The following is a 14,741-nucleotide window of genomic DNA, read 5'->3' as shown; positions in this document are numbered from 1 at the left end:
ATCACCCGGTCGACATCTGTGCGCAGCGATGATCAGGTGAGCGCGAAACGGTAAAACCGCAGGTTAGCGCAGCCTTTCCTTGCTGGCGAGGGCGGAATCCGAGGCGTAAATTTGGCGTCGTAAAAAACTGGAACGCGTCCAAACGTGGGGAGCGGGGTTCTTTTCATGGCCATCATCGAGACCGAGGCGACGCTGCACGAGGCGCACCGGGACAACCACACGCACCGGGACGTGAACGGCGGCTGGCTGCGTCCCGCGGTGTTCGGTGCGATGGACGGCCTCGTCTCCAACCTCGCCCTGATGACCGGTGTCGCGGGTGGGGCGGTCGGCCAGCACACCGTGATCCTCAGCGGGCTCGCGGGCCTGGCCGCCGGCGCCTTCTCCATGGCCGCCGGCGAGTACACGTCCGTCGCCTCGCAGCGCGAGCTCGTCGAGGCCGAGCTGGACGTGGAACGGCGCCAGCTGCGCAAGCACCCCGACGACGAGGAGGCCGAGCTCGCCGCGCTCTACACCTCGCGAGGCGTCGAGCCGCGCCTGGCCCGGGAGGTCGCCCGGCAGCTGTCGAAGGATCCCGAGCAGGCGCTGGAGATCCACGCCCGCGAGGAGCTGGGCATCGACCCCGGCGATCTGCCCTCGCCCACCGTGGCCGCGGTGTCGAGCTTCGGCTCCTTCGCGCTGGGCGCGCTGATCCCCGTCCTGCCCTACTTGCTGGGTGCGAGCAGCATGTGGCCGGCGGTGCTGCTGGCGCTGCTCGGGCTCTTCCTGTGCGGCGCGGTGGTGGCCAAGGTGACAGCACGCACCTGGTGGTACAGCGGGCTGCGGCAGCTGTTCCTGGGAGGCGCGGCGGCCGGTGTGACGTACGCCCTGGGCGCCTTGTTCGGAACGGCCATAGGATAGTCCGGCTCGGACCTATGCAAGGGACTGCATGGGCAGCCGTTACTTACTGGTTTCGAATGCGCAATCACCGGGCATGAGCCGTAAGCGCTGCGGGCAATGAGGCTCGCCGCGCACCCTCAGCGGGGTGGGCGAAGACGCCTGTCCCGCTCCCCGGGCCGACGGAAACCGATCTGACCCGATCGTTTCGTGCGGCCCCTCCACAGCTTCCACTGCTGGCGCGGTACCCCCGCCGCGAACCCGCAGTGTCCGCATGCTGGAACGGATTATCCCGCTTCCCGAGAACCGCTCCATCATGTAACCTGCACGAAATTTTGCGATCACGCGAGGGCCAACGTCGTCCCTCGGCACTTGCATATGCCAGATGACGACGACGGGAGAGCCGATGCGTACGCCGCGCCAGCCGTCCCAGCATTCCGCGAATGGCCAGAACTGGTCGTTCATGGATGCTCGCCCTGCTGCGCAGGGTATGTACGACCCCCGCAACGAGCACGATGCCTGCGGCGTCGGCTTCGTCGCCACCCTCACCGGCGAGGCGTCCCACACCCTGGTCGAGCAGGCTCTGACCGTCCTGCGCAACCTCGAACACCGCGGCGCCACCGGCTCCGAGCCCGACTCCGGCGACGGCGCCGGCATCCTGTCGCAGGTCCCGGACGCCTTCTTCCGTGACGTGGCCGGATTCGAACTGCCCGACGCCGGTTCCTACGCCGTCGGCATCGCCTTCCTGCCGGAGGACGCCACCGACGACGCCGTCTCGCAGATCGAGACCATCGCGTCCGACGAGGGCCTGACCGTCCTCGGCTGGCGCGAGGTGCCGGTCGCCCCGCAGTTGCTGGGTGCCACCGCCCGGTCGACCATGCCGGTCTTCCGCCAGATCTTCGTCAGCGACGGCGCGGCCGTGCCCGCCACGGGTATCGCCCTCGACCGCAAGGCCTTCGTGCTGCGCAAGCGCGCCGAGCGCGAGGCCGGCGTGTACTTCCCCTCGCTGTCCGCGCGGACCATCGTCTACAAGGGCATGCTGACCACCGGCCAGCTGGAGCCCTTCTTCCCGGACCTGTCCGACCGCCGCTTCGCCTCCGCGATCGCGCTCGTGCACTCCCGGTTCTCGACGAACACGTTCCCCTCGTGGCCGCTGGCCCACCCCTACCGCTTCGTCGCGCACAACGGTGAGATCAACACCGTCAAGGGCAACCGCAACTGGATGGTCGCCCGCGAGTCGCAGCTGGTCTCGGACCTGTTCGGCTCCGACGAGAAGGCCATCGACCGGATCTTCCCGGTCTGCACGCCGGACGCCTCCGACTCCGCCTCCTTCGACGAGGTCCTGGAGCTCCTGCACCTGGGCGGCCGCTCCCTGCCGCACTCCGTGCTGATGATGATCCCGGAGGCGTGGGAGAACCACGACTCCATGGACCCGGCCCGGCGCGCCTTCTACCAGTTCCACTCCACGATGATGGAGCCCTGGGACGGCCCGGCCTGTGTCACCTTCACCGACGGCACCCAGGTCGGCGCGGTCCTCGACCGCAACGGCCTGCGTCCCGGCCGCTACTGGGTCACCGACGACGGCCTCGTCGTCCTCGGCTCCGAGGTCGGCGTCCTGGACATCGACCCGTCCAAGGTCGTCCGCAAGGGCCGCCTCCAGCCCGGCCGCATGTTCCTCGTCGACACCGCCGAGCACCGCATCATCGAGGACGACGAGATCAAGGCCGAGCTCGCCGCGGAGAACCCGTACGCGGAGTGGGTGGAAGCCGGCGAGATCGAGCTGTCCGACCTGCCCGAGCGCGAGCACATCGTGCACACGCACGCCTCGGTCACCCGCCGCCAGCAGACCTTCGGCTACACCGAGGAGGAGCTGCGCGTCATCCTCGCGCCGATGGCCAAGGCCGGCGCCGAGCCGATCGGCTCGATGGGCACCGACTCGCCGATCGCCGCGCTGTCGGACCGCCCGCGCCTGCTCTTCGACTACTTCACCCAGCTGTTCGCGCAGGTCACCAACCCGCCGCTGGACGCCATCCGCGAGGAACTGGTCACCTCGCTGCGCTCCTCGCTGGGCCCGCAGGGCAACCTGCTCGACCCGAGCGCGGCCTCCTGCCGCAGCGTCCTGCTGCCCTTCCCGGTGATCGACAACGACGAGCTGGCCAAGCTCATCCACATCAACGCCGACGGCGACATGCCCGGCTTCAAGGCCGCGACGCTCTCCGGCCTGTACCGGGTGCACGGCGGCGGCGACACGCTGGCCGCGCGCATCGACGAGATCTGCACCGAGGCCGACGCCGCCATCGAGAACGGCGCCCGCCTGATCGTCCTGTCGGACCGCCACTCGGACGCCGAGCACGCGCCGATCCCGTCGCTGCTGCTCACCGCGGCCGTCCACCACCACCTCATCCGCACCAAGCAGCGCACCCAGGTGGGCCTGCTGGTCGAGGCCGGTGACGTCCGCGAGGTCCACCACGTCGCCCTGCTCATCGGCTACGGCGCCGCCGCCGTCAACCCCTACCTGGCGATGGAGTCCGTCGAGGACCTGGTCCGCGCCGGCACGTTCCTGCCCGGCATCGAGCCCGAGCAGGCCATCCGCAACCTCATCTACGCCCTCGGCAAGGGCGTGCTGAAGGTCATGTCGAAGATGGGCATCTCGACCGTCGCCTCCTACCGCGGCGCCCAGGTCTTCGAGGCCGTCGGTCTCGACGAGGCCTTCGTCGAGAAGTACTTCAACGGCACGGCCACCAAGATCGGCGGTGTCGGCATCGACGTCGTCGCCAAGGAGGTCGCCGCCCGCCACGCCAAGGCCTACCCGGCCTCCGGCATCGCCCCGGCGCACCGCGCGCTGGACATAGGCGGCGAGTACCAGTGGCGCCGCGAGGGCGAGCCGCACCTGTTCGACCCGGAGACTGTCTTCCGCCTCCAGCACTCCACGCGCTCCGGCCGCTACGACATCTTCAAGAAGTACACCGAGCGCGTGAACGAGCAGTCCGAGCGGCTGATGACGCTCCGCGGGCTCTTCGGCTTCAAGTCGGACCGGCAGCCGATCTCCATCGACGAGGTCGAGCCCGTCTCCGAGATCGTCAAGCGGTTCTCCACGGGCGCCATGTCGTACGGCTCCATCTCCCAGGAGGCGCACGAGACCCTCGCCATCGCCATGAACCAGCTGGGCGGCAAGTCCAACACCGGTGAGGGCGGCGAGGACCCGGAGCGGCTGTACGACCCGGCCCGCCGGTCGTCCATCAAGCAGGTCGCCTCCGGCCGCTTCGGTGTGACCTCCGAGTACCTGGTCAACTCCGACGACATCCAGATCAAGATGGCCCAGGGCGCCAAGCCCGGCGAGGGCGGCCAGCTGCCCGGCCACAAGGTCTACCCGTGGGTCGCCAAGACGCGTCACTCGACGCCGGGCGTCGGCCTCATCTCGCCGCCCCCGCACCACGACATCTACTCCATCGAGGACCTGGCCCAGCTGATCCACGACCTGAAGAACGCGAACCCGCAGGCGCGGATTCACGTGAAGCTGGTCTCCGAGGTCGGCGTCGGCACGGTCGCCGCGGGTGTCTCCAAGGCGCACGCGGACGTCGTGCTCATCTCCGGCCACGACGGCGGTACCGGTGCCTCGCCGCTCACCTCGTTGAAGCACGCCGGCGGTCCCTGGGAGCTCGGCCTCGCCGAGACCCAGCAGACGCTGCTGCTCAACGGCCTGCGCGACCGCATCGTCGTCCAGACCGACGGCCAGCTGAAGACCGGCCGCGACGTCGTCATCGCCGCGCTGCTCGGCGCCGAGGAGTTCGGTTTCGCGACCGCGCCGCTCGTCGTCTCCGGCTGCGTCATGATGCGCGTCTGCCACCTGGACACCTGCCCGGTCGGCATCGCCACGCAGAACCCGGTCCTGCGCGAGCGGTACAACGGCAAGGCCGAGTACGTCGTGAACTTCTTCCAGTACATCGCCGAAGAGGTCCGCGAGATCCTCGCCGAGCTGGGCTTCCGCACCATCGAGGAGGCCGTCGGCCACGCCGAGACGCTGGACGTCACGCGTGCCGTCGACCACTGGAAGGCGCAGGGCCTGGACCTGGAGCCGCTGTTCCACGTGCCCGAGCTGCCCGAGGGCGCGGTGCGCCACCAGCTCATCGCGCAGGAACACGGCCTGGAGAAGGCGCTCGACAACCAGCTGATCAAGCTGGCCTCCGACGCGCTCGCCGCGGCTGGTGCCACCGACGCCCAGCCGGTGCGCGCCCAGGTGCAGATCCGCAACATCAACCGCACGGTCGGCACCATGCTCGGCCACGAGGTGACGAAGAAGTTCGGTGGCGCGGGCCTGCCCGACGACACCGTCGACATCACCTTCACCGGCTCCGCCGGCCAGTCCTTCGGCGCGTTCGTGCCGCGCGGTGTCACGTTGCGCCTGGAGGGCGACGCCAACGACTACGTCGGCAAGGGCCTGTCCGGCGGCCGGATCGTGGTCCGCCCGGACCGCGCGGCCGACCACCTCGCCGAGTACAGCGTCATCGCCGGCAACACCATCGGCTACGGCGCCACCGGCGGCGAGATGTTCCTGCGCGGCAAGGTCGGCGAGCGGTTCTGCGTCCGCAACTCCGGCGCGACGGTCGTCTCCGAAGGCGTGGGCGACCACGGCTGCGAGTACATGACCGGCGGCCACGCGGTGGTGCTCGGCGAGACGGGCCGCAACTTCGCGGCCGGCATGTCCGGCGGTATCGCGTACGTGATCGACCTGGACCCCGACAACGTCAACGTCGGCAACCTGGACGCCGTCGAGGCGCTGGACGACACCGACAAGCAGTGGCTGCACGACGTGGTCCGCCGCCACCAGGAGGAGACGGGCTCCACCGTCGCCGAGAAGCTCCTGGCCGAGTGGGACACCGCAGTCGAGCGCTTCAGCAGGATCATCCCCAGCACGTACAAGGCAGTGCTCGCCGCCAAGGAAGCCGCCGAGCGAGCCGGTCTCTCCGAGACCGAGACCCACGAGAAGATGATGGAGGCGGCGATCAATGGCTGACCCGAAGGGCTTCCTGAACCACGGGCGCGAGCTCGCCAAGTCCCGCCCCGTCGAGGAGCGCGTCAAGGACTGGAACGAGGTCTACGTTCCCGGCTCCCTGCTGCCCATCATCAGCAAGCAGGCCAGCCGCTGCATGGACTGCGGCATCCCGTTCTGCCACAACGGCTGCCCGCTCGGGAACCTGATCCCCGAGTGGAACGACTACGCCTACCGCGAGGACTGGGCGGCCGCGTCGGAGCGCCTGCACGCGACGAACAACTTCCCCGAGTTCACCGGCCGCCTGTGCCCCGCTCCGTGTGAGTCGGCGTGTGTGCTCGGCATCAACCAGCCGCCGGTCACCATCAAGAACGTCGAGGTCTCGATCATCGACAAGGCGTGGGAGACCGGGGACGTCGCCCCGCAGATCCCGGAGCGCCTGTCCGGCAAGACCGTCGCCGTCATCGGCTCGGGCCCGGCCGGTCTGGCCGCCGCCCAGCAGCTGACCCGCGCCGGCCACACCGTCGCCGTCTACGAGCGCGCGGACCGCATCGGAGGCCTCCTCCGCTACGGCATCCCCGAGTTCAAGATGGAGAAGCGGCACATCAACCGCCGCATCGAGCAGATGCGCGCGGAGGGCACCCGCTTCCGCACGGGCATCGAGATCGGCCGCGACCTGAAGGCCACGGACCTGAAGAAGCGCTACGACGCGGTCGTCCTGGCCGTCGGCGCCACCATGGCCCGCGACCTGCCGGTGCCGGGCCGTGAGCTCAAGGGCATCTACCAGGCCATGGAGTACCTGCCGCTGGCCAACAAGGTGCAGGAGGGTGACTTCGTGGCGCCCCCGATCTCGGCCGAGGGCAAGCACGTCGTGGTCATCGGCGGCGGCGACACCGGCGCGGACTGCGTGGGCACCGCCCACCGCCAGGGCGCGGCCTCCGTCACGCAGCTGGAGATCATGCCCCGCCCGAGCGACGAGCGGCACCCGGTCAACCAGCCCTGGCCGACCTTCCCCATGCTGTACAAGGTCACCTCGGCCCACGAGGAGGGCGGCGAGCGCGTCTACGCGGTCTCGACGACCCACTTCGAGGGCGACGAGGACGGCAACGTCCAGTGGCTGCACCTCACCGAGGTGGAGTTCATCGACGGCAAGCTGACCCCGAAGCCGGGCTCCGAGCGCAAGATCCCCGCGCAGCTGGTCACCCTCGCCATGGGCTTCACCGGCACCGACCGGGAGAACGGCCTGGTCGAACAGTTCGGCCTGGAGCTCGACGAGCGCGGCAACATCGCCCGTGACGACAGCTACCAGACCAACGTGCCGGGCGTGTTCGTCGCCGGTGACGCCGGCCGCGGCCAGTCGCTCATCGTCTGGGCGATCGCGGAGGGCCGCTCGGCGGCGCGCGGGGTGGACCGTGCCCTCACGGGTGCGAGCGAGCTGCCGGCGCCGATCCGCCCGACGGACCGTGCGCTGATGGTCTGACCGCACCTCACAAGACGTCCCGCACAAAGGCGTGCGGAACACTGACGGCGCCTGCCCAACAGTCCCCGACCGGACGAACGGGCAGGCGCCGTCGCTTTCCCCCGCCGGGCGCGACGCCCCGTACGGGCCCTGGTCACGGCACCTTGTACGTGTCCCCGTAGACGGCCCACTCCAGCGGCGTCTCCAGACGCAGGTTGCCCTCGTCCAGGAAACGGCGCTGGGCGGTGTCGACGCGGCTCGTGTCCATGCGCTCGGTGGCCATGGCGGTGCGGCGGATGTCGAGGAAGGCGTCCAGGTACGCCTTCTCACCGCCGCCCTCGGCCGGCGTGTCCGCCACGCGCAGCGCGCGTTCGCGCAGGCCGTAGAAGCCCTCGGGGCCGGCGTCGGGGCCGTGGAAGACCAGAGCGTCGTAGTAGACGAACTGGCCGAGCGTGCCCAGGCCGTCCAGCTTGGCGAGGCGGACCGCCGGGTCGAAGGAGACACGGTCACGATGCTCGTCCTGGGCCCTGCGGAAGGCCGGGAGCTTCGCCTCCGCCTTCCAGGCCGCGGTGAAGCCGGGGTCCAGGCCCTCGTGGGAGTCCGTGCCGTCGACCTCGCGCAGGGCCGGCAGGTAGCGGGCCAGGCCGTTGTCCGGGTGGGTTTCGGTGTAGCGCTCGACCAGGGCGAGCAGGTCGTGGGTGCCGGTGCAGAAGCCGACGATCCCGGCGGTGTAGCCCCGCCCGTCCCCCAGGTCCTCGATGGAGCCGTAGAGAGCGCGCCAGTTCAGCGTCGACTGGTGGGCGCTCGCCACGATCCGCTGCGCCAGTTCCTTCTTCTCCGGGGCGGCCAGCCCCGCGGGCAGCCCGGCGATCACCCTGTCGTCCTCCGCCCGCTCCTCCTCCGCCCGGTCCTTGGCCTCCTCCCGGGCCGCCTGGGCGGCGGACACGGAGGGCTTCGCCAGGGGCTCGGCGGAGTCCGTGGGTGCGAGGAAGTAGGCCGCCGCGGCGGCCATGGGAACAGCGACGAAGAACGCCGCACCGGCACGCTTCACTGGGATCACCCTGCCTGTCAGCTCCGTCACCTGCCCCGCCGTCCCGGCCGCCTGGAGCACCAGCGGCCCGGCGCACGCCCCCGCCCGCACCGGCGCGCGGCGCCGGTCCAGGGGCGCGTAAGCGTACGCCAGCGTCCGCGTGAGTCCACCGGCAGGTCGCCGAGGCATACTTTCGGTATCCACATCCGGTGATCCAGGGGGACACGTATGGCCGCGATCAGTCTGAGCAAGGTCCAGGAGGCCGCTCCCGCGCTGGTGAACCTCTACAAGAGCGCCGGGGTGTCCCTCGCGAAGCACGGCCTGGACGGCCTGCGGGCCGCGGTCTACCTCGTGGTCGACTACTCCGGCTCGATGCGGCCGTACTACAAGGACGGCAGTGTGCAGGCGCTGGCCGACCGGGTGCTCGGGCTGTCGGCGCATCTCGACGACGACGGGACCGTGCCGGTCGTGTTCTTCTCCACGGATGTCGACGCCGAGACCGAGATCGCCCTGGCCGACCATCAGGGGCGGATCGACCGGATCGTGGCGGGGCTCGGGCACATGGGGAAGACCGGCTATCACCTGGCGATGGACGCCGTCATCGATCACTACCTCGACAGCGGGGCGGCCGAGCCCGCCCTGGTCGTGTTCCAGACCGACGGCGGGCCCGTCAGCAAGCTCGCCGCGGAGCGGTACCTGTGCAAGGCGGCGAAGCTGCCGCTGTTCTGGCAGTTCATCGGCTTCGGCGACCCGGGCAGCAAGCAGTTCGACTTCCTGCGCAAGCTGGACGAGCTGGCGGTGCCGGGCAGGCGGGTCGTCGACAACGCCGGGTTCTTCCACGCGGGGGCGGATCCGCAGAAGGTCCCGGACGCCGAGTTGTACGACCGGCTGGTGGGCGAGTTCCCGAAGTGGCTCGTGTCCGCACGGGCGCAGGGGATCGTGAGGGGCCACGGCAGCCGCTGAGCCGGCCGCTCGCTCCCCTGGCCCAACCGCCCCCTCCCTTGGCCCACGCCCCGGTTGCACGGCCGTGGCGCCGTGCCACCCTGGGAAGGATCCGACGGGGAGGCGACGACGTATGGGCGACGACGGCGCACGACGGGTGTACGGGACGGACTCCGCTCACCGGAGCCCTCCCGCCGGAAAGGGCGAGCAGTTCGCCGACTGGGCGGACGGGCGGCTCGGACTCTATGCCCTGGCCAAGGCCAACATGCGCAAGGTCTTCCCGGACCACTGGTCCTTCATGCTGGGCGAGGTCACCCTCTACAGCTTCGTCGTGCTGATCCTCACCGGCGTCTTCCTCACCCTGTTCTTCGAGCCGAGCATGCAGGAGGTCGTCTACGACGGCTCCTACACGGAGCTCAACGGCGTCCTGATGAGCAGGGCGTTCGAGTCCACGCTGGACATCAGCTTCGATGTGCGGGGCGGGCTGCTGATCCGGCAGATCCACCACTGGGCGGCGCTGGTCTTCGTCGCCGGCATGCTGGTGCACATGATGCGGGTGTTCTTCACGGGCGCCTTCCGCAAGCCGCGCGAGCTGAACTGGGTCTTCGGCTGGACCCTGCTGATGCTCGGCATCATCACCGGCCTGACCGGCTACTCGCTCCCCGACGACCTGCTGTCCGGCACCGGAGTCCGCTTCGCGCAGGGCGCGATCCTGTCGATCCCGATCGTCGGCACGTACCTGTCGTTCTTCCTGTTCGGCGGGGAGTTCCCGGGCGAGGACATCATCTCGCGGCTGTACCCCGTCCACATCCTGCTGCTGCCCGGGATCATGCTGGGCCTGGTGGCCGCGCATCTGATCCTGGTCTTCTACCACAAGCACACCCAGTTCCCGGGCCCCGGCCGCCGGGAACGGTCGGTCGTCGGGATGCCCTTCCTGCCGGTCTACATGGCCAAGGCCGGGGGTTTCTTCTTCCTCGTCTTCGGCGTCCTGACGGTGATGGGCGCGATCGCCCAGATCAACCCCGTGTGGGCCTTCGGCCCCTACCGCCCCGACCTGGTCACCACCGGCGCCCAGCCCGACTGGTACCTCGGCTTCTCCGAGGGCCTGATCCGGGTGATGCCGGGATGGGAGATCAACCTCTGGGGGCACACGCTCGCCCTCGGCGTGTTCATCCCCTTCTCGCTCTTCCCGCTGATCCTGCTCGCCCTCGGCGTCTACCCCTTCATCGAGGCGTGGATCACCGGCGACAAGCGCGAGCACCACATCCTGGACCGGCCGCGCAACGCGCCCGTCCGTACCGGCCTGGGCGTGGCCTGGCTGACCCTGTACGCGGTGCTGCTGATCGGCGGCGGCAACGACATCGTCGCCATCCAACTGCATCTGTCCATCAACGTGATCACCTGGTTCGTGCGGATCGGCGTCTTCGTGCTGCCGGTCGCCGCTTTCATCGTCACGAAGAAGATCTGCATGGGCCTGCAGCGCCGCGACCGCGCCAAGGTGCTGCACGGCATGGAGACGGGCACGATCAAGCGGCTGCCGAACGGCGAGTACATCGAGGTGCACGAGCCCCTCTCCCAGGCCCAGCTGTTCACCCTCACGCAGCACGAACAGAACCCGCCGCACACGATCGGGCCGGAGGTCGACGCCGATGGTGTCCGCCGCAGGGTCAAGCGGTCCGAGCGGCTGCGTGCCCGGCTCGCGAAGGCCATGTTCGGGCCGGACGCGCGGATCGAGAAGCCGACGGTGGAGGAGTACCGGGAGATCACCAGCGGCGACCACCAGCCGCACTGACGACCAGGGCCCGGCACTCCTCGGGGCCGCCCCAGGCCGTGCGCAGGGCCCGGGCCTTGGTCAGCCACAGCGACAGGCCGTACTCCGCGGTGTAGCCGATCGCCCCGTGCAGTTGCAGCGCGGTACGGGCGGTGGTGTACGCCGCCTCGCACGCGGCGGCCTTGGCGGCGGCGACGTCGGCCGGACGCAGGGTGAGCGCAGCACCGAAGAGCAGCGGCCGCGCGAACTCCAGGGCCGTCTTCGCGTCGGCCAGCCGGTGCTTGACCGCCTGGAACGACCCGACGGGCACACCGAACTGGATGCGCTGCTTGACGTATCCGGTGGTTCTGCCGAGGAGTGCGAGGCCCACGCCGAGGGCCTGGGCGGCGGTGGCGAGGCGGGCCCAGGTGAGGGCCTCTTCCCGGGGGAGGCCGAGGAGTTCGCCGCCGGGGTCGAGGGGGGTCAGGCGGCGGGCCGGGTCCAGGGAGGGGCGGACGGGGCCGTGACCGCCGGAGAGGCGGATGCCGTCGGGGGCGAAGGCGAGCCGGAGGGGGGCGGCGTCGCCGTCCAGGGCGTAGGGGCCTTGCGGGGGCGGTGGCGTGCCGGGTCCACCGGTCTCGTCCGGCGGTTGCTTCCGTGGGGGACCGTCCGGCCCCGGCGGGGCCACCGTCGCCATCGTCTCCCCGGACGCGAGCGCCGGGAGCAGCCGCTTGGCGGTCTCCGGGTCCGCCCCCTTGAGGAGCACCGCTGCGGTGACCGTCTCGACCAGCGGTCCCGGCATCGCATGGCGGCCCAGCTCCACGAAGGCCACGGCCAGTTCGACAGGCCGCGGGCCCAGCCCCTCGTACGCCTCCGGCACCGCCAGCGCGAACACGCCCGCCTCCGCGATACGGGACCACAGCGCCCGCCCGCTCGCATGATCGCCCCGGCTCCAGTCCCTGATCACCGCCGGTGTGTCCGCCGCCGTCAGCAGCGCGTCCAGCGACGCGGCGAAGGCGCGCTGCTCGGCGTCCAGGAGGAAACGCATCAGCGGCGTCCCTTCGGCAGGCCGAGCAGGCGCTCGGCGATGATGTCGCGCTGGATCTCGTTCGTGCCCGCGTAGAGGGGACCGGCGAGGGCGAAGACGTACCGCTCCGCCCAGTCGGTGTCCGCCCGCTCGCCCTCGGGGCCGAGCAGGTCGAGGGCCGTCTCGTGCAGCGCGAGGTCCAGTTCCGACCAGAAGACCTTGTTGAGGCTCGACTCGGGGCCGACGGCCTCGCCGTCCAGGAAACGGGAGGCGGCCGCGTACGTGAAGAGCTCGTAGGCGCGGGCGCCGATCAGGGCGTCGGCCACCCGGCCCCGCAGGGACACCGGGCTGCCCCGCTCCCGCCACAGCTCCTCCAGCCGGCGCGCGGCGGCGAGGAAACGGCCGGGGGAGCGGAGCATCAGGCCGCGTTCGTTGCCCGCCGTCGACATCGCGATGCGCCACCCCTGGCCCGGTTCGCCGATCACGTCCTCGTCGGGCACGAAGACCTCGTCCAGGAACAGCTCGGCGAAGGCGGGCTTGCCGTCGAGGCGGGCGATCGGGCGGACCGTGACACCGGGGGCGCACAGACCGAACATGAGGTACGTCAGGCCCTGGTGGGGTCTCGCCGCGTCCGGGTCGCTGCGGAACAGACCGAAGGCGCGGTCGGCGAACGCGGCCCGGGAGGACCAGGTCTTCTGGCCGCTCAGCAGCCAGCCGCCGTCCGTGCGTACGGCCTTCGCCCGCAGGGACGCCAGGTCCGAACCGGCCTCGGGCTCCGACCAGGCCTGCGCCCAGATCACCTCGCCGGAGGCCATCGGGGGCAGGACCCGGGACCGCTGCTCCTCGGTCCCGTGGTCGAGGAGGGTCGGGGCGAGCAGCTGGATGCCGTTCTGGCTGACGCGCCCCGGTGCGCCCGCCGCCCAGTACTCCTCTTCGAAGAGCAGCCACCGCAGGAGCCCGGAGTCCCTCCCGCCGTACCGCGACGGCCAGGTGACGACCGACCAGCGGTCCGCGGCGAGCTCCGCCTCCCAGGAGCGGTGCGCGGCGAAGCCCTCCTCGGTCTCCAGGGAGGGCAGGGGCGCGCGCGGCACGTGGGTGTGCAGCCACGCCCGCACCTCCGTGCGGAACTCCTCGTCCGCCGGGGAGAACGCCAGGTCCACAACCGCTCCCTTCTTCCCTAACAAGTGTTTGGTAGGTTAGCGTGAGCCCATGACAGGCGTCGAGAGTCCGTCGTACGTGCCCGGCCACGGCCTGCTGAAGGGGCGGACCGCCGTCGTCACCGCGGCGGCCGGCGCGGGGATCGGCGGGGCCACGGCGCGGCGCCTCCTGGAGGAGGGTGCGCGCGTGCTGATCAGCGACGCGCACGCGCGACGGCTCAAGGAGTACGAGGCGCGGCTGGCCGGAGAGTTCGGCGGGACGTCGGTCGCCGCGCTGCCCTGCGACGTCACCGACGAGACGCAGGTCCGCGCCCTCTTCGAGACGGCCGTGAAGGAACACGGGCGCCTCGACGTCGTGGTCAACAACGCCGGGCTCGGTGGCACCGCTGACCTCGTCGACATGACGGACGACCAGTGGTCCCGCGTTCTGGACGTCACGCTGAACGGCACCTTCCGGTGCGTGCGGGCGGCCCTGCGCCACATGAAGGGCACCGGCGGCGGGGTGATCGTCAACAACGCCTCCGTCGTCGGCTGGCGCGCCCAGGCCGGGCAGGCCCACTACGCCGCCGCCAAAGCCGGCGTGATGGCACTGACCCGGTGCGCGGCGGTCGAGGCGGCCGGATACGGGGTGCGGATCAACGCCGTGGCCCCGAGCCTCGCCCTGCACCCCCACCTGGTGAAGGTGACCACGCCCGAACTGCTCGCCGAGCTGACCGCACGCGAGGCCTACGGGCGGTACGCCGAACCCTGGGAGGTGGCCAACGTGATCGTGTTCCTGGCGTCCGGCTACTCCTCCTACATGACCGGAGAAGTGGTGTCCGTCAGCAGCCGGCACCCCTAGGACAATGGACCTGTGCCTCCCACGAAGAAGAAGCCCCAGGTGAACGCCACAGAGCCCGCCACCGATCCCGCCGCGGCCGTCGCCGCCCGCGACCGCCGCGGTGAACTCCTCGGCACCGCCGCCGAGGTCTTCGCCGAGCAGGGCTACAACGCCACCACCGTCCGCAAGATCGCGGACCACGCGGGGATGCTCGCCGGCAGCCTCTACTACCACTTCGACTCCAAGGAGTCGATGCTGGAGGAGATCCTGCGCACGTTCCTCGACGAGCTCTGGGACGGCTATGACACCGTCCTGGGCGCCGGTCTCGGGCCGCGCGAGACGCTTCAGGCCCTGGTCACCGAGTCGTTCCGGGAGATCGACCGGCATCGCGCGGCCGTCGCGATCTACCAGAAGGAGAGCAGACAGCTCGTGGCGCAGGAGCGGTTCGCGTTCCTCGCCGAGTCGCAGCGCAGGTTCGAGAAGGCCTGGCTGTCCACGCTGGAGCGGGGCGTCGCCGAGCGGGCCTTCCGCGCCGACCTCGACGTCCGGCTCACCTACCGGTTCGTGCGCGACACGGTGTGGGTCGCCGCGTCCTGGTACCGGCCGGGCGGGCAGCACAGCCCGGAGGAGATCGCCCGGCAGTACCTGTCGATGGTGCTGGACGGGATCGCCGTACGCGAATAGCCCCTACTC

At 70.7% G+C, this 14,741-nt stretch carries 10 protein-coding genes; 7 read left to right on the top strand and 3 right to left on the bottom strand.

All coding sequences use genetic code 11. The annotated features are described in order from the left end of the window. Window positions 1–165: 165 nt before the first annotated feature. The 3 genes from ACFU3E_RS30775 to ACFU3E_RS30765 all read left to right on the top strand — a co-directional run bounded on the left by ACFU3E_RS30775 (window position 166) and on the right by ACFU3E_RS30765 (window position 7,343). Window positions 166–897: a VIT1/CCC1 transporter family protein gene (locus ACFU3E_RS30775; RefSeq protein ID WP_384165479.1), complete on the top strand. Its 732-nt coding sequence runs from the start codon at window positions 166–168 to the stop codon at window positions 895–897. A 382-nt stretch (window positions 898–1,279) separates the two neighbouring features. Next, window positions 1,280–5,887, top strand: a complete 4,608-nt coding sequence (gene gltB / locus ACFU3E_RS30770) for a glutamate synthase large subunit (protein WP_384165533.1) — start codon at window positions 1,280–1,282, stop codon at window positions 5,885–5,887. Beyond that, window positions 5,880–7,343, top strand: a complete 1,464-nt coding sequence (locus ACFU3E_RS30765) for a glutamate synthase subunit beta (RefSeq protein WP_384165476.1) — start codon at window positions 5,880–5,882, stop codon at window positions 7,341–7,343. Before gltB ends, ACFU3E_RS30765 begins: the two co-directional genes overlap by 8 nt. A gap of 133 nt (window positions 7,344–7,476) precedes the next feature. Here the strand turns inward: ACFU3E_RS30765 and ACFU3E_RS30760 are convergent, their stop codons facing one another. After that, window positions 7,477–8,373, bottom strand: a complete 897-nt coding sequence (locus tag ACFU3E_RS30760; protein WP_384165473.1) for a chitosanase — start codon at window positions 8,371–8,373, stop codon at window positions 7,477–7,479. 207 nt (window positions 8,374–8,580) lie between these two features. On the opposite strand from ACFU3E_RS30760, the gene ACFU3E_RS30755 reads away from it, so the two are divergent. Both ACFU3E_RS30755 and ACFU3E_RS30750 read left to right on the top strand, forming a co-directional pair. Beyond that, a complete protein-coding gene (locus ACFU3E_RS30755; protein WP_384165470.1) occupies window positions 8,581–9,315 on the top strand; it encodes a vWA domain-containing protein in 735 nt (244 codons plus the stop codon). A gap of 112 nt (window positions 9,316–9,427) precedes the next feature. Next, window positions 9,428–11,086, top strand: coding sequence for a cytochrome bc complex cytochrome b subunit (locus tag ACFU3E_RS30750; RefSeq protein ID WP_384165467.1), 1,659 nt, complete (start codon window positions 9,428–9,430; stop codon window positions 11,084–11,086). Here ACFU3E_RS30750 and ACFU3E_RS30745 read toward each other — a convergent pair. Together ACFU3E_RS30745 and ACFU3E_RS30740 are read right to left on the bottom strand one after the other, a co-directional pair. Next, the gene (locus ACFU3E_RS30745) at window positions 11,058–12,092 is read right to left on the bottom strand and encodes an acyl-CoA dehydrogenase family protein (protein WP_384165464.1); all 1,035 of its coding nucleotides are present in this window, start codon (window positions 12,090–12,092) and stop codon (window positions 11,058–11,060) included. The two genes, ACFU3E_RS30750 and ACFU3E_RS30745, sit on opposite strands and share 29 nt — an antisense overlap. Then, on the bottom strand, window positions 12,092–13,231 hold the full coding sequence (locus tag ACFU3E_RS30740) for an acyl-CoA dehydrogenase family protein (protein ID WP_384165461.1): 1,140 nt from the start codon (window positions 13,229–13,231) through the stop codon (window positions 12,092–12,094). The genes ACFU3E_RS30745 and ACFU3E_RS30740 overlap by 1 nt, the downstream gene beginning before the upstream one ends. A gap of 49 nt (window positions 13,232–13,280) precedes the next feature. On the opposite strand from ACFU3E_RS30740, the gene ACFU3E_RS30735 reads away from it, so the two are divergent. Together ACFU3E_RS30735 and ACFU3E_RS30730 are read left to right on the top strand one after the other, a co-directional pair. Continuing rightward, window positions 13,281–14,069 carry an SDR family oxidoreductase gene (locus ACFU3E_RS30735; protein WP_384165458.1) on the top strand — a complete coding sequence of 263 codons (789 nt, stop codon included), beginning with the start codon at window positions 13,281–13,283 and terminating at the stop codon, window positions 14,067–14,069. A 12-nt stretch (window positions 14,070–14,081) separates the two neighbouring features. Continuing rightward, a complete protein-coding gene (locus ACFU3E_RS30730) occupies window positions 14,082–14,732 on the top strand; it encodes a TetR/AcrR family transcriptional regulator (RefSeq protein WP_384165456.1) in 651 nt (216 codons plus the stop codon). The last annotated feature ends 9 nt before the right edge of the window (window positions 14,733–14,741 follow it).

Origin of the sequence: Streptomyces sp. NPDC057424 (assembly GCF_042803315.1) — a bacterium.
Classification (GTDB): Bacteria; Actinomycetota; Actinomycetes; order Streptomycetales; family Streptomycetaceae; genus Streptomyces.
Note: the sequence above shows the minus strand (reverse complement) of the source record. Positions and strands in the feature narration are given on the sequence as shown.